Raw genomic sequence first — 15,616 nt, forward strand, 5'->3', positions numbered from 1 at the left:
ATGCAGCCCACGCTCGCCGCCGCAGAGGTCAAGCGGAACATCACCCAGTACCTCTCCACCACTTTCGCGCTCGCTGACGAACCAGTCCGGGAGAGCCTCGAAGCCTTCTTCACCGACCCCGTCCAGGGCATCTTCCGGGGGCCCTACCTTCGGGTCCGTACGCCCTTCCGGGCCTCGGACGACTCCTGGCAGAACCACCTCGAATGGCACCCGCCCGGCTTTAGCCCGTTCCTCCACCAAGCCAAGGCCTGGGAGCGCCTCTCCACGCTCAACAGTCTCGCCGAGCCCACCCTCATCACCACGGGCACCGGTTCCGGTAAGACCGAGTCCTTCTTGATCCCCCTCCTGGACCACTGCCGTCGTGAGCGCGCCAACGGCAACAACGGCATCAAGGCCGTCCTGCTCTACCCGATGAACGCGCTCGCCACCGACCAGGCGCAGCGGCTCAACGGTCTTCTGCTCGACCCCGCGCTCTCCCAGGTCACCGCCGGCCTCTACATCGGCGACACCCCGGAGACCGGGTACCGGCGGGTGAGCACCGCCAGGGCCCAGATCCGCCGTCAGCGCCCCGACATCCTCATCACCAACTACAAGATGCTCGACCTGCTCCTCCAGCGCGAGCAGGACCTTCCGCTCTGGAAGGACTCCGCCCTCACCTACGTCGTGGTGGACGAGTTCCACACCTACGACGGCGCGCAGGGCACCGACGTCGCCATGCTGCTCCGCCGTCTGGCCGCCGCCACCGGCAACTCCCGCCCGGGCCGCCCGCTCGGTGACATCTGCCCGGTGGCCACCAGCGCCACCCTCGGCCAGGACGGGCCCGACACCCTCGGACCCCCCAACGCCTCCGGAACCCCCGCCGCCAAGGACCACGACCCCACCGAGCGCATCCGCGCGGTCGCCTCCACCGTCTTCGGGACCGAGTTCGGCCCGGACTCCGTCGTGGGCGAGGACCGCCTGGCCATCGACGAGTTCATGGGCAAGCTCGAATACGAGCTCCCGGTGCCCGACCCGGTCAAGGTCGCCACCATCCGCGACCCGCACGGTGACCCCACCGCCATGGGGCGGATCATGGCCGAGTTCACCGGCCGCGACGACCTCAGCCCGCGCGAGCTCGGCGCCCTCCTGCGCAAGCACATCCTCACCAAGGCCGTGCTCAGCACCCTCGACGGCACCGTCGCCCCCATGGCCCAGGTCCTGGACGAGCTCCCCGAACGCGGCGCCTACGCCTGGGGACGCGCGCTGGGCAGCACCCCCGAACTCACCGCCGAGGCCCTGGCCCGCTACATCGCGCTGCTCTCCACCGCCCGCCACCCGGACACCCCCGAGGGCGAGAAGGACCGCCCCCTGGTGACCATCGAGACCCACCTGTGGGTCCGCTCGGTCTCCCGGCTCCTGCGCGTGGTCGCCGACAAACCCTCCTTCGCCTGGCACGGCGAGACCCCGCCCGCCCTCGGCTCGGAGACCACCACCTCCGACCTGGGCCGGGTCAGCCTGCCCGCCGTGTACTGCCGCCACTGCGGCCGCTCCGGCTGGGCCGGGATCTCCCAGGAGTCCGCACCCGCCGACCTGGTCACCGACCCGGACAAGGTGTACCGGGGCGCGATTGCCAGCAAAAAGTTCGTGCGCCCCCTCATCCGGGCCAGCCGCGCCGAGGCCGCGCAGAACCCCGCCGCCACCCTGGTGCTGCGCTCCGCCGGAAACCACGTGCGTCCGGTGGACCCCGCCACCGACCTCGCCAAGCACGAGGCCGGTCAGCTCGACGGCGTGTTCGTCCTCGCCGACATCGCGCACACCAAGGAGTCCTTCCGGGCGGCCGAGAACGACCGCTGCCCGGCCTGCGCCGCCGACCAGGGCACCCGCTTCCTCGGTTCGGGCCTGGCCGCGCTCGCCTCGGTCTCCGTCACCGAGCTCTTCACCGGCGGCCAGCTCGCCCACGACGGTCAGACCCCCAAGACGCTGATGTTCAGCGACTCGGTGCAGGACGCCGCTCACCGGGCCGGGTTCGTCTCCAACCGCTCCTACACCTTCTCCGCCCGCGCTCTGCTCGCCGCCCGGCTGCGCGAACACCACGAGGCGACCGGCGGCGCGCCGCTGGACCTCAACGACCTCATCGCCGACACCGTCGCCCGCGCCGAGGACCCCGCCTACCTGGCCTGCGTGGTCCCCCCGGACATGCACGACCTGCCCGGCATGGACCGCCTCCTCGCGGGAGAGAGTGCCGGCGGCACCCGGGAGTGGGACCTGGTGGGGGAACGGTTGGCCTTCACCTCCGTGCTGGAGTTCGGGCTGCGCTCCCGGCAGGGCCGCACCCTCGAACTCACCCGGACCGCCGCCGCCCAGGTCCGGCTGGACGAACCCGACCGGATCGCCGCCCTGGCCGCCGACCTGCTCCAGCACAGCGGAGACCAGATCGAGGGCCGCCGCCCCTCCCCGGCGGTCTTCCGCGGCTACGTGCGCGGGCTCCTCGAACGCCTGCGCACCCGGGGCGGGATCAGCCACCGGTGGCTCGACCCCTGGATCAAGAACGTCGGGGCCAAACGCTTCGGCACCATCTGGGGCAAGCGCCCCGACGGCATGCCCGCCTTCCCCAGAGGGCTGCCCGCCCCGCGCTTCCTCACCGACGACCGCAAGGAACGCAGCGAGTTCGACTCGGTCGCCGGGCGCGGAACCTGGTACCAGGACTGGACCACCCGCTGCCTCAAACTCCCGCCGGAGGCCGCGCCCCGCTACCTGCGCCGCCTCCTGGAACTCCTCCACGACGAGGGCGTGCTCACCCGGACCGCGACCGATGCGGGCGTCAACGTCTACGGCCTCACCCCCGGGCACGTCCAGGTCCGGCTCCTGGACGACGAGCAGGTGGTCACCGGCGGGCTGCGCTGCCACGTGTGCAACTGGCGCCAGAGCGCCCACCCCGACCAGACCGGCGACTGGGCCGCCGTGGCTTGCCCGCGCTACCGGTGCACCGGCCACCTCACCGTGGACGAGGACCGCCGCTTCCGCCACGACTACTACCGACGCCTGTACCGGGAGGCCCAGCCCTTCCGGATCACCACCGCCGAACACACCGGACAGCTCACCCGCGCCCAGCGCGAACGGGTCGAGGAGTCGTTCAAACGCGGCAGCCGCTACACCGACCCCAACGTCCTCTCCGCCACCCCCACCCTCGAACTCGGCATCGACATCGGCCAGCTGGACGCCGTGGTCCTGGGCTCCCTGCCCACCGGGCCGGCCAACTACGTGCAGCGCGCCGGCCGCGCCGGACGCCGCTCCGGCAACGCCTTCCTGCTCACCCTGGTCGGCCGCCGCGCCCGCGAGCGCTACTACCTGGAGGAGCCGCTCGACATGATCGCGGGGCAGATCGCCCCGCCCGGCAGCTTCCCCTCCGCGGTGGAGATCCTGCGCCGCCAGTACGCCGCGCACCTGCTCGACCTCGCCGCCCGCGGCGACCTGCCCGGGGTCGCGCCGCTGCCCGGCCGCGCCGCCGACCTCTTCGGTGACCTCGGCTGGCTGCCGGGGTTCACCGAGAGCGCCCTCGCCCACGGCGACCGCCTCGTCTCCGGGTTCCTCGACCTGTTCACCGGGGCTGGGCAGGACGTGGACGACGTCGCCGCGGGGCAGCTCCGCCACTACGCCACCGTCGGCCTCAAGGAGACCGTCACCCGGGCCGAGGAGGTCTGGGCGGCCCGCCTGGCCGACCTGCGCGAGCGGGTGGAGACCGTCGGCCGCTCCATCGACTCCCTCATCGAGTCCGACCCCGAGCAGAAGCGCCGCAAACGCGCACTTCAGGCCGAACGCAACGCCGTGCGCAGGCGCATCGGCGAGATCGGCCGCACCAGCGCGCACGGGGCCCTGGTCGACCTCGGCGTGCTGCCCAACTACTCCCTCGTGGACAGCGCCACCGAACTGGAGGCCACCCTCACCTGGGAGGAGCGCGACGCCGACAGCGACTCCAGGTTCCACACCGAGGTCCGCGAGTACAAGCGCCCCACCGCCCGGGCCCTCACCGAACTCGCCCCCGGCAACCACTACTACGTGCGCGGCTACCGGCACACCGTCGACGGCCTCGACATCGGTTCGATGAACCGGCCCGCCTGGCGGGACTGGCGGGTCTGCCCCGCCTGCGGTTACGTCCGCACCCACGACGCCGTTACGAACACCGAGCCCTGCCCCCGGTGCTCCAGCGCCGTCATCGCCGACCGCGGCAGCCTGTACCGGGTCCTGGAACCCACCCGGGTGTACGCGCGCGACCGCCGCGACGACGCCCTCATCCGGGACGAGCACGACGAACGCCAGCGCGTCTTCTACGAAACCGCCACCGCCGTGGACATCCCCGAGGAGTCCATCGCCCCCGGAGCCTGGCGCCACACCGGCCGGGTGTTCGGCGTGGAGTTCACCCGGGAGGCGGTCATCCGCCGGTTCAACCTTGGCGCCCTGCGGATGAACCGGCCCGCCACCGTCACCTTCGCCGGCAACGAGGTCACCCCGACCCCGTTCCAGGTGTGCCGGGCCTGCGGGGGCGCCACCCTGGACGAACCCGTCAACGCCGTCAGCAACGTCCTCGGCAGCTCCTACGACTCCGGCCGCAGCTACCACCGGCCCTGGTGCCCGCAGCGCCGCGGTGACCAGGTCGAGCACGAGAGAATCGTGCTCGCGCACTCGCTGCGCACCGAGGCCCTGCGCATCCTGCTGCCCGTGGCCACCGTGCACACCGCCGAGCGCATCATCAGCTTCAAGGCCGCGCTCATGGCCGGACTCGCCCGCGTCTACGGCGGGGCCCTGGACCACCTGGCCGCCACCGTCGCGGCCATGCCCGACCACGAGACCGGCCACCAGCGCCGCTACCTGGTCATCCACGACACCCTGCCCGGCGGCAGCGGATACCTGAACCCCCGCTCCGGGGCCGAGGGCATCCGGGAGATCCTCACCGCCGCCCGCGAGGTCGTCGCGCACTGCCGCTGCCAGGCCGACGAGGCCCGGGCCGCCTGCCACCGCTGCCTGCTCGCCCACGTCAGCGACCGCGAGTTCCCGCACGCGGACCGAGCGCTGGCCGAGGAGATGCTCACGGACCTGCTGGAGGACTGGGACACCGACAGCATCGCCCGCACCGACGACATCTCCCTGTGGGACCAGGTCGAGAGCGAACTGGAGGCCCGCTTCCTCCAGGCCCTCCAGCGCTGGGCCAAGACCCCCGACTCCGGCCGCTCGTTCGAACTGGGCGGCAAGGTCAACGGCCGACGCAGCGCCGTCCTGCGCCTCATCGGCGAAGACGAGAAGGTCGTCGGCTGGGAGGTGCTGTTCCAGAACAGCATCAAGGGCACCCGCCCCGACGTGGTCTTCCGCCGCCTGGACACCAGCCGCCAGCAGGTCGCCCTCTACCTGGACGGCTACTCCTACCACGCCTCCGACAAGCACAACCGGATCGCCGACGACGCCGACAAACGCGCCCGGCTGCGCGCCCACGGCATCACCGTCTTCCAGCTCAACTGGGACGACCTCGACCACCTGGACGGCAAGAAGGTCCCGCACCCCGCCTGGTTGCCCTATGGGCCCAACGGGCGCATGCAGGCCCAACAGGCCTATGGGCAACAGGGAGGGGACCCCAAGGAGCTCGACACGACGGTCTGGAACAGCCCCGCCGAAACCCTGTTCGCCTACCTCGGTGACCCCGAGCCGACGCGCTGGGCCCAGCGGTCCCAGGCGGCCGTCACCGGGATCATGCGCACCGCCGGGGCTGAGAAGACCGGCGGCGGAGCCGTCGAACTCGCACCGCACCTCACCTCCGCCCTGCGCGGAGATCGACTGCCCGGACCGGTCGGGGGCGCGGGCTGCGTCCTGATCCGCGGCGCCGACGACGCCGGGTGCCGAGTGGTCATCGTCGCCAATCAGGCGGAACGCACGGTCAGCGCGTTCACGGTGCTCGACGACAGCGATGAGACCGTGGCGGCAGGCGGCGACGACCACAAACGCCGCTGGAAGGCGTGGCTGTACTGGGGCAACCTGCTCCAGTTCCTCACACACGAGGGCGGTGACGCCGGCCAGTTCGCGCTCAGCGCCCTGAACGCCCTGGACGTGTCCGTGCTGACCGCGGTGGGCGGCGACGGCCTCGACAGCACCCTGGCCCTGGAAGCGATGGATCCGGCCGAGGCGACGGAGCTCTTCGGGGACACCCTCGCCAGCACCCGGGTGCTCACCAGCGACCTCGAACGAGGGCTGGTCACCCTGCTCGACACCATGGCCGCCGAGCAGGCTCCCGCCGGACCGGAGCACCCCGAACACACCCTGGACGTCACCGTCGACCCCGCGTGGGTTCAAGTGTGGGAGCTGATGGACCCGGACGAGCCCGGGCTGGAGACGCTGGCCGGGGAGCTCCAACGGCGCGGTACCCCCGCCCCCGAGGTCGGCTACGAACTGGGGACGGGCATGTGGCCCGCCGAACTCGCCTGGCCCGGCCACAAAGTGGCCGTCGTGCTCTCGGCCGAGCTCCTCGGCAACGCCGAGGACAAGGCCAGGGGCGAGGCAGCCTACACCGAAGCGGGCTGGCACGTTCGGGAGGCCGACCAGTGGGAGGTGTCCGAGCTGGCGCGGATCCTGACCACGGGTGGGCGGACCGCGGCCGACGGGCACGATCCTGTCGGCGGCGATGACGACACGACGATCGCGAAGGGATGAGCATGCAGGACAAGGCCACACTGCGGCTGTTGGACAAGGCCGACAAGGAGATCCGCAAGCTCCCCCGCAACGTCAAGGGGGCGCTGTACGACTTCCAGTACAAGTTCCGGGAGAACCCTACCAACCCCACGAACGGGTTCAAGCAGCTCAAGGGTGAGCGCCTGTTCTCCGCGCGGGTGGGGGAGTACCGCGCGATCCTCTTCCACGTCGGCAACCAGGACTACATCCTGGTCGCCCTTCGCCCGCGCGGGCAGGTGTACGAGCACCTGGAGCGGTACCGCTTCGACATCAACCAGGTGACCGGTGCCCTGGAGATCTTCGACGTGGTGGCCTCCGAGGAGGCGACCACATCGCAGCTTGCCGACCCGGCCTCGGCGCCCGAAGCGGAGCCGCTTCCCACCCAGCCCGCACCCGCTGAGACCGGGCCTTCGGAATCCGTACCCGAGTCTGCCCGCCCCCTCCTCGCCGACTACACCGAGGACCAGCTGCGCGAGCTCGGCGTGGCCGACGGGCTGGTCTCCCTCGCCCTGACCATCACCACCGAGAGCAGGCTCCTCGGCCTGGTCGAATACGCCCCTCGGCACACCGAGGAGGTCCTCCTCGCCCTCGCTGACGGGCGCGGGTTCGACGAGGTCATGGAGGAGGTCACCCGCCCGGTCGCCGTCTCCGAACCCGTCGACACCACCGACTACGACACCGCCTTCACCCGCCCCGCCACCCGTGTCACCACCGCCGACACCGACCTCCAGCAGGTCCTCGAGGACGACTTCGCGGCGTGGAAGGTGTTCCTGCACCCCACCCAGCGCAAGCTCGTCAACCGCAGGTACAAGGGTCCGGCCCGGGTCAGTGGCGGCCCCGGCACCGGCAAGACCATCGTCGCCCTGCACCGGGTGAAGTACCTGGTGGGCCGGCTGGGCCCCGGCTACACCAAACCCGTGCTGCTCACCACCTTCAACAAGAACCTCGCCGCGGACCTGCGTCGCCGCCTGCTCGACCTCGGCGGGCAACAACTCCTGGACCGGGTCGACGTCGTCAACATCGACCAGCTCGCCTCCCGCATCGTCAGTGAGAGCGACCAGGGCCGCCAGCGCCGCCGCACCATCAACGACCAGCAGGCCGCGCGGGAATGGCAGGACATGCTCACCGAACTCGGTGAGAGCACCTGGGACGCGGACTTCCTCAACGCCGAGTGGAGCCAGGTCATCCTGGGCCAGAGCGTGCGCACCCGCGCCGAGTACTACCGCGCGCGCAGGGCCGGGCGCGGGCAGCGGGTGAGCCGCGCCCAGCGGGCCGAGATCTGGCAGCTGGTGGAGCGGTTCACCATGCGTCTGGAGGAGAGGGGGGTCTGGACCTTCCGCCAGGTCGCCGAGGCAGCGGCCCGAGTGGAGGGCGACCGCGCCGCCAAGATCGCCGCCAACCGCGCGCGCGAGGCCACGGCCGGCGGGCAGATGCTGCAGCACCAGGACCAGTCCTACGCCAGCCTGCGGTTCCGGTACGAGCACGTGATCGTGGATGAGGCCCAGGACCTCAACCCCGCCCACTGGACCCTCCTGCGCGCGATGGTCGACCATACCGACAACGACATCTTCCTCGTGGGGGACACCCACCAGCGCATCTACGGCAACCAGGTCTCCCTGGGCAGCCTCGGCATCAACATCGTCGGCCGCTCCGCACGCCTCACACTCAGCTACCGCACCACACGAGAGATCCTCGGCTCCGCTCTGGGTCTGCTGGGCGAGGAGAGCTGGGACGACCTCGACGAGGGCACCGACACGCTCCGCGGCTACCGTTCGGTGCTACGCGGGCCTCGGCCGTTCTTCCACGGCACCGACACCTGGGAGGCCGAGATCGATGCTCTGGTCGCCCGGATCGGAGCGATCAGGGAACAGGCCCAGGCCGAGGGGAAGTTCGCGTCCGTCGCGGTAGCGGTCCCGACCCGGGACATGGTCGGCGAGGTCGAGCGTGAACTCGTCCGTGCCGGGATCAGCGCCGCGACTCTGGGCCCCGAAGGGCCGCCCTCCGGCCACGAGGAGTCCGTCCACGTGGGAACCCTGCACCGGTACAAGGGGCTGGAGTACCAGCACATGATCGTCGCCGGTGCCGCCGACGGCCTGGTGCCAAACGCCAACGTATACCGGTACGAGGGCAGCGATCCGGCTCGGTACCGCCGCGAACTTCAGATGGCCCGTTCACTGCTCTTCGTCGCGGCCACCCGCGCCCGGGACTCCCTGGTGGTGTCCTGGCACGGTGACCCAAGCCCCTTGCTGCCGAATAAGCTCATGCAGTCGGTGGTGCCGCCGGCCGGTGCGGCGGAATCCGCGACTACGACGGAATCCGAAGAGGAGCGTTTCGAGGACGGAGGCCTTTTCAAGCCCCCGAACACCCTGCTGTAGGGCCTCGCCCGAACGACGACCGGCCCCGACCTTCGTGCGAAGGTCGGGGCCGGTCGTCGTTGAAGAGACGTCATCGGTGGTGCCGTACCGACAGCTCCATGCCCTTGGCAAGGGCCTGGAGTCCTCATGGTTTGTCGGGAAAGGAACGAACGCCGGAGCTGATGGACCACCTGGCCACAATCATCGACCCTCGCCACCCACACGACTGCTGCCCCGGACGCGTAGGCGGAGGAGGTTCCTGCGGCCTGAATGGTGCCGCGCTCAGTGGATGTCCATGCCCCGGCCACCTCGGTCCTGGCCATCGACGGGACGGTTCTGAGGTACCGATCGGGTACGCCAGAGCCGGACCGACTTTGTTGTCGCCGGGTCTCTCAGACCGGTCACTCTTCTTGAAAGACCTCGCTCTGGTGCCAGGCCAGGGCTTCGGGGCTGGGCTGATCGGCCTTCCTCTCGGGGAGACGGATCCGGACGCCGTCGAGGTCCGCGTACTGCTGTGCGTCTGGGAAGTCCTTGTACAACCGAGGGCTGACCCGCACCGTTAGATCTGGGGACACGGTCAGATACCCGAGGTCGAACAATCGGTGCACGTCCGATCGCAGGAGCAACCCGTTGTCGAGCCGGTGCAGCCCACCTCTGGTCACGGGATGGATGTGGGCGGCTTCCAGGACGGGACGCACGCGCTGGCCGGTGACGGCACAGCTCTCCTCGTAGGCCTCCAGAAGGGCGAGTTTGAACGCCCCCTGCCCCAGCCGCCGTCGGGTGTGTCCTGCCTCGCCGAACATCGGGCCGCTCCGCCGCCAGGTGTCGGTCTCATCCGCCGGATCCTCCTCGAGCGCCTTCTCCGCCGGCCGTCCCAGGACCTGGGCTGCGATCGGGGCGAAGTAGTCCGCGTGAGGGGCGGCCCCGATGTCGTCGTACCCCTTGCCCTGAACGAGGCTCTTGGCGAAGTCCGGCGGCGGGTCAAAGGTCGCGTTCTCGGAGAAGAACACCGGGTCGCGCAGCATGATGCAGCCGATGAGTGGGTCCTCTCCGGGCCGGATGGCGGCCATCTTGTTCTTCGCGCGGTAGCTGTTGATCGCCGCACGCACCTCGGCGACGCTGTCTCTTCCGTTGCCCTGCCCGAAGGTGGCCCAGGCTTCGGAGAGGGGCACGCGGGCGAACCCGCTGAATACGGCACCTCCGACGATCCGGTTCTGTGGGAAATGGGTCTTGAACAGGAACAGGTCGCCCAACTCGATGCGTTTGAACACGCTGCCGGACGAGGGTCGCCAGAAGTTGATCTCGTTCAGGTGGGAGCGTTCGGAGAGGAAGTCAGCCCATGCCTTGTCGGTAACCCCGACATATGCCTTCATGACCGACATTATGAATCTTTGGGATGGTGGGTTCGACTGCTTGAACGGGCCTCCCGCCGCCTGCCAGCCACGGGACCTACTCACGTGTCCAGAAGTGGCCACTTGCCTTGCCGAGCGCCCCACCACGGTGCTCAGGCGAAGGCCTGGACCATCAGGGGCCAGAGGCCGCTGTGTCGTCAAACCTGAGGCTGGTGACGCCGTTGTTGGAGAGTTCGCGAGCGGCAGTTTTGCCGATCGCGTTCGGGAGATCCCCGACCGGGCGTACGTCCGTTGTGGCGGCCATGGCGAATCCCTCCGGTCAGATCACTGTGAACGCCAGGTTCACGACGAGGAGTGTTCCGGACCATCGGACACCACTGCCGAGTTCCACTGCGTGGGTCGGCCTGGCCGGGGGAGTGGAGCTACTCGGGGAGCTGGAGAAACGGGTGCTGCGGCGAATGGACCCGCCGCTGAACCTGGGTTCGGTACCGGTGATGCCACTGCGTCAGCGTCTGGGTGAGCCGCGTCGGGCCCGGCGTGTTTCCTGACCACGCTCCGCAGAGTGACAGCGGTCGCTTCCGGATCACTGATAACGGGTAGTGCATCCTCACAGCGATCATGGACGGAACGGGATTGCCATGACAGCCGAACGGGGGGACGCGCAGGTGGAGGTCCTCGGCGTCGACGCCTGCGCTCAGGGGTGGGTGGCGGTACGTCTGGTCGACGGGTGGTTTCGCGACGCTCATGTCTGCAAGCGCTTGGAGGATGTCGCGGTGGGGGCCGACCCCGAGATCGTCGCGGTGGACATTCCGCTCGGTCTCACCGATCAGGGCTGGCGTGAATGCGACCTACTCGTGAAGGACGAGTTGGGACCTCTCAGGAACAGCGTTTTCCGGATCCCGTCCCGGCCGGTCGTGGAGACCTCGGTCTACAAGAAGGCGAACGCCAAGTGCAGGGAAGTGATGGGACAAGGTCTGTCCAAGCAGTCCCACGCCCTCTTCCCGAAGATCCTGGAAGCCGACCGACTTCGGAGTTCTGGCGCGCTGCCCCTGCATGAAGTGCATCCCGAAATGTCGTTCCGTGCCATGGCCGGAACGCCGTTGCAGTGGTCCAAGCGGACCTGGAACGGCCAGAGCCATCGTCGTTCTCTGCTCGCCGAGGAGGGCGTCCTTCTTCCGGATGACCTGGGTACGGCCGGTCGGGTGGCGGTCGATGACATCCTGGACGCCGCCGCCGCGGCGTGGAGCGCGCACCGCATCGCCACGGACCGGGCGAAGTCCCTTCCCACGCCCGCGCAGCTCGACCCCTCCGGTGCGCCGATCGCGATCTGGTACTGACGCGGCCGAGCGAGTTCCCTGCACTGGCCTGGCCGAAGTCCTTGTCGCGCCCTTGACTGAGATTGTGAACAAACTGGGGCATTATGGGATATAAGACGTGCGGCGGGATGGGGTCGCGCCGCACTCTCCTGGTAGGGGGCGGCCTGATGGAGACCTCGCTGCAGATCCTCCTCACCGAGGACGAGGCGCCGGCCGAACAGCTCGAGGAACTGGCGGGCCAACTCAGACGCGAACTGCTCCAGCTCGACGTGGACGACGTCACGCCGGTGCGGTCAGCGGGAGCCCCTCCGGGCGCGCGTGGCTGGGACATGACCCAGGTCGGGGCGCTGCTGGTGATCATGAACCAGTCGGCCACCGCATTGGGCGCGGTCGTCGGTGCGGTCAGGCGCTGGCGCGACCGCTGCCGGGAGCGGCCGACCATCCGGCTGGAGATCGACGGAGACGTCCTGGAGATCGCCGAGACCTCTCCGGAACTGACGGCGCGTGCGTTCGAGCTGTTCGTGGATCGCCACTCGCCCGCGGGCGACCGGTCATGAGCGACGTCGCGCGGCACGCCCTGATCGTCGCCACGGACACGTACCTGAACGACGGTCTCGACCACCTGCGCTCGCCCGGTCAGGACGCCGTGGTTCTGGCCGGTGTGCTGGAGAACCCCGAGATCGGCGGATTCGACGTCGAAGTCGTGCGCAACGAGCCCGCGCACGTCATCCGTCGGAGGGTGGAGGACTTCTTCGCTGATCGCACAAAGGGGCACTCTCTGCTGCTGCACTTCTCCTGCCACGGTCTGAAGAACGCCTCGGGAGAACTCTTCTTCGCCGCCACCGACACCCTTCCCGGGCGGCTCGCCTCCACCGCGGTGCCGGCGGACTTCGTGCGCAGGTGCATGAACGAGGGGCGCTCGCGCAACACGGTCCTGTTCCTCGACTGCTGCTATGGCGGAGCCTTCATGGAGGGCATGCGCACGCGGGCGGGCGCGGACGCCCACGTGTTCGACTCCTTCTCCGCCCGGGGTTTCGACAGCGGACGCGGGTGGGCGGTGATCACCGCCTCCAACGCCATGGAGTACGCCTTCGAGGGGACGGAACTGGCCGCGGACCACCAGGCGCGGCCGTCGGTCTTCACCCGTGCGCTCGCGGACGGACTGGCCTCGGGGGAGGCGGATCTGGACGCGGACGGACTCGTGTCGATCAACGAGATCTACGACTTCGTCTACGACGAGGTACGGCGGGAGAACCCGCACCAGACGCCCAGTCGCAGCATTCACCTCCAGGGAGACCTCTACATCGCCTGCAGCAAGCGGCGCAGAACTGGGGGCGAGGGGCTGCCGGAGGCCCTCAGGGAAGCCGTCTCCAGCCCTGTCGCGTTCAGCCGGCTCGGAGCCGTTCCCGAACTCCGGCGCTGCTTGGAGAGTCCGGATCTCGCACTGGCTGAGGCGGCGTGCCGTGCCCTGCGCGCTCTGGTTCGCAACGACGGCAAGTCCGTCGCGGGCGAGGCCGCGCGTGCCCTCGAGGAGGTGTCGGTCCGTCCTCGCCCGGGTCGCTCGACTTCGGTCGGGTCGGCCAGTTCCAGCCCGAACCGCATCGGCGGATCGAACTGCTGGGTCCCGCGCTGGCCCACGACTGCGTCCCGCACCCTGGTGACCACTGGATCCGTGCGCAGGCGGTCGAGGACACCGTGGACGTGTCGGTCGACACGGCTCGGCCGGGCAGACGGGAGGGCTCGCTCACGCTCGAAGGGAAGGCCGGAGAGACCGCCGTGCCCGTTCGCGTGGAGGTGGTCCCCGTGTCCGTTCCCACGCCAGCGCCCCCGCCACCGTCGCCGCCCCGGCAGGCCCCGGCGTCGCGTCCGGCTCCGCCGGATCGTGTGCCGCGCGGACCGGTCGGCGGTGTCCCCGGGCCGATGGCCGGGTCCGCCCCCGTGCCTTCTCCTCGACTCGCACAGCGGTTCGGACCCGTGTCGGGGCCGGTTCCGCCTCCCGCTCCCGCGGGCTCTTCTCCCTCGCCACCCGCACGTCACTCGCCGGCCAGCCTGAAGAGGAGGTTCGCCGCCCGCACCATCGACTACGTGCTGGCGTTCCTCTTCGCGTTCGGAGCCGTCACCGTCTTGGGGGTGGCGTGGTCGCTGGTCGATGACAGCGACAGCTCCATGAACATCATGGCCAACATCGTGGTCACGCTGTTCCTTCTGGGCTGGGGTCCGCTTCTCTTCCTCTACGACTGGTACTTCCTCGGACACGGTGGAGCCACCCTGGGCAAGATGCTCCTGGGCATCAGGGTCGTGGACGCCAGGACCGGTGGGCGACCCTCTCAGCGGCAGGCCGTCAGGAGGGCCGCCCTCTTCGGCTTGCCGCAGACGATCCCGGTGCTGGGGAACCTCCTGGTGCTCATCGAGTCGCTCCTGGCACACACGGACCCCTGGACACGCGCCCCTCATGATCGGCGCGTGGGGACACTGGTCGTGCGCGTCCACAGGTAGGGGCAGCGGCCGGGGCGGCCCGGGGCGGACGGGTCGGGGCTTCTCGCGCTGGCGGGTCCGTCGGTCCGCGGCCGGTGGAGGATCCGCCGGACGCCTCAGGGACCAGTCGGTGGACACGAGCACACCGGTCACCGGTCACCGGTCACAGGACGATGGTCACGAACTCCGTGTCGGCCGTGTTGCGCACCACCACCGAGGCCACGTCCTGCGGGTCGACGTCCACGAAGCCGCTGGGACGGCTGCCCGCGACCGCGGTCTCGGCGGAGACCGTCCAGGTGGCGGCGACCTCCACACCGCCGTCCTCGGTGAGGACGACCACCTCGCACTCCTCGCCCTCCGGGATACCGGTGATCAACGACTCCAGTCGCAGGCCGGTGGACTCGGGTTCCAGGCGCACCGTGGCGCTCGCCCCGGTGTCCGGGTCCTCCTGCGCGGCGACCACGGTGCCCGACGCCAGATGGGTCACCTCCGACCGCTGGGGCTCCGCGGGCGCCAGGACCCGCCCCGTGATGACCCCGGCCCCGGCGAGCACCACTCCGGCCAGGACGGCGGCCAGGGCCAGGCGCAGGGCGCGGCGGCGGCGCTGGACCGCGCGTTCGGCCCCCGCTCGCCGGATCGTGGCGTGCAGCGGGCCCTGGGCCCCCTCGGGCGGCGGACCGTCCAGGAAGGCCTCCGGGGGCAGCTCGCCCAGGGTGTCGCGGACGGCGTCCAGCTCGCGCAGCTCCGCCCGGCACGGTTCGCAACCCGCCAGGTGGGCCTCCAGCGCGGCGGCCTCGTGCGTGTCCAGCGCTCCCAGGGCGTAGGCGCCCAGCAGTTCCGGGTCGTGGGTCCCTGACGTCATCGGACCCTCCCCTTCCCCGGCGACGCACGGCGGTCGAAGCGGCGGCGCAGGGCCTGCAGTGCGTGGTACGAGCGCGACTTGACCGTTCCCGGCGGCACCCCCAGCACCCGTGCGGCCTCCGCCACGCTGCGCTTGCGGAAATATACCTCGACCAGGACCGCGCGGTGGTCGGGGGAGAGGCTGTCCAGAGCGTCCATGACCACGATCGAGTCCACCACGGAATCGGCGTGGTCGTCCTGCGGCGGCTCGGTACCGGGGGCGGGGGCGACCTCCGCGGGCCGTGCCTGGCGGGCCCGGGCCCGGTCGACGACGATGTTGCGCGCCACGGTCAACAGCCAGCCCCGCACCGAGCCCTTGGAGTTCACCAGCACATCGGGATTGCGCCAGGCCCGGATGAAGGTCTCCTGGGTGACGTCCTCGGACGCGGCCCGGTCACCCGTCAGGCGGGCGGCGTAGGCCAGCACCGCCCTGCCGTGCTCGTCGTAGAGCGAACGGATCAGCGCCTCGTCCTCGGCTTCTCGCCGACGGCGCGAGCCCCACAGGGCCATCCGTCCCTCCCCCCTCTGC

At 70.4% G+C, this 15,616-nt stretch carries 9 protein-coding genes; 6 read left to right on the top strand and 3 right to left on the bottom strand.

The genetic code is table 11. From position 1 onward, the window contains the following. On the top strand, positions 1 to 6,672 hold the full coding sequence (locus ADL05_RS32100; RefSeq protein WP_053615820.1) for a DEAD/DEAH box helicase: 6,672 nt from the start codon (positions 1 to 3) through the stop codon (positions 6,670 to 6,672). Beyond that, positions 6,669 to 9,065, top strand: coding sequence for a UvrD-helicase domain-containing protein (locus ADL05_RS05765; RefSeq protein WP_053615821.1), 2,397 nt, complete (start codon positions 6,669 to 6,671; stop codon positions 9,063 to 9,065). Before ADL05_RS32100 ends, ADL05_RS05765 begins: the two co-directional genes overlap by 4 nt. A gap of 380 nt (positions 9,066 to 9,445) precedes the next feature. Here ADL05_RS05765 and ADL05_RS05770 read toward each other — a convergent pair whose 3' ends face one another. Beyond that, positions 9,446 to 10,417, bottom strand: coding sequence for an HNH endonuclease (locus tag ADL05_RS05770; RefSeq protein ID WP_053615868.1), 972 nt, complete (start codon positions 10,415 to 10,417; stop codon positions 9,446 to 9,448). Positions 10,418 to 11,034: 617 nt separating this feature from the next. On the opposite strand from ADL05_RS05770, the gene ADL05_RS05775 reads away from it, so the two are divergent. The 4 genes from ADL05_RS05775 to ADL05_RS05790 all read left to right on the top strand — a co-directional run bounded on the left by ADL05_RS05775 (position 11,035) and on the right by ADL05_RS05790 (position 14,208). After that, positions 11,035 to 11,733 carry a DUF429 domain-containing protein gene (locus ADL05_RS05775; RefSeq protein WP_053615822.1) on the top strand — a complete coding sequence of 233 codons (699 nt, stop codon included), beginning with the start codon at positions 11,035 to 11,037 and terminating at the stop codon, positions 11,731 to 11,733. 146 nt (positions 11,734 to 11,879) lie between these two features. Further along, complete coding sequence (locus ADL05_RS05780; protein WP_053615823.1) at positions 11,880 to 12,269, top strand: hypothetical protein; 390 nt, start codon at positions 11,880 to 11,882, stop codon at positions 12,267 to 12,269. Beyond that, on the top strand, positions 12,266 to 13,765 hold the full coding sequence (locus ADL05_RS31585; protein ID WP_053615824.1) for a caspase family protein: 1,500 nt from the start codon (positions 12,266 to 12,268) through the stop codon (positions 13,763 to 13,765). Before ADL05_RS05780 ends, ADL05_RS31585 begins: the two co-directional genes overlap by 4 nt. Before the next feature lie 32 nt (positions 13,766 to 13,797). Further along, positions 13,798 to 14,208, top strand: coding sequence for an RDD family protein (locus ADL05_RS05790; RefSeq protein ID WP_231640618.1), 411 nt, complete (start codon positions 13,798 to 13,800; stop codon positions 14,206 to 14,208). A gap of 142 nt (positions 14,209 to 14,350) precedes the next feature. On the opposite strand, the gene ADL05_RS05795 is transcribed toward ADL05_RS05790, so the two are convergent. Together ADL05_RS05795 and ADL05_RS05800 are read right to left on the bottom strand one after the other, a co-directional pair. Beyond that, positions 14,351 to 15,049, bottom strand: a complete 699-nt coding sequence (locus tag ADL05_RS05795) for a zf-HC2 domain-containing protein (RefSeq protein ID WP_053615825.1) — start codon at positions 15,047 to 15,049, stop codon at positions 14,351 to 14,353. Further along, positions 15,046 to 15,597: a sigma-70 family RNA polymerase sigma factor gene (locus ADL05_RS05800; RefSeq protein WP_053615826.1), complete on the bottom strand. Its 552-nt coding sequence runs from the start codon at positions 15,595 to 15,597 to the stop codon at positions 15,046 to 15,048. The genes ADL05_RS05795 and ADL05_RS05800 overlap by 4 nt, the downstream gene beginning before the upstream one ends. Positions 15,598 to 15,616 lie beyond the last annotated feature (19 nt).

The organism is Nocardiopsis sp. NRRL B-16309, assembly GCF_001279585.1.
In the GTDB taxonomy this organism is placed as follows: domain Bacteria; phylum Actinomycetota; class Actinomycetes; order Streptosporangiales; family Streptosporangiaceae; genus Nocardiopsis.

Coding starts and splice junctions, on each gene's coding strand:
- ADL05_RS05780 (WP_053615823.1), top strand. CDS start 11,880: ATGGAGACCTCGCTGCAGATCCTCCTCACCGAGGACGAGGCGCCGGCC.
- ADL05_RS31585 (WP_053615824.1), top strand. CDS start 12,266: ATGAGCGACGTCGCGCGGCACGCCCTGATCGTCGCCACGGACACGTAC.
- ADL05_RS05795 (WP_053615825.1), bottom strand. CDS start 15,049: ATGACGTCAGGGACCCACGACCCGGAACTGCTGGGCGCCTACGCCCTG.
- ADL05_RS05765 (WP_053615821.1), top strand. CDS start 6,669: ATGAGCATGCAGGACAAGGCCACACTGCGGCTGTTGGACAAGGCCGAC.
- ADL05_RS05770 (WP_053615868.1), bottom strand. CDS start 10,417: ATGAAGGCATATGTCGGGGTTACCGACAAGGCATGGGCTGACTTCCTC.
- ADL05_RS05775 (WP_053615822.1), top strand. CDS start 11,035: ATGACAGCCGAACGGGGGGACGCGCAGGTGGAGGTCCTCGGCGTCGAC.
- ADL05_RS32100 (WP_053615820.1), top strand. CDS start 1: ATGCAGCCCACGCTCGCCGCCGCAGAGGTCAAGCGGAACATCACCCAG.
- ADL05_RS05800 (WP_053615826.1), bottom strand. CDS start 15,597: ATGGCCCTGTGGGGCTCGCGCCGTCGGCGAGAAGCCGAGGACGAGGCG.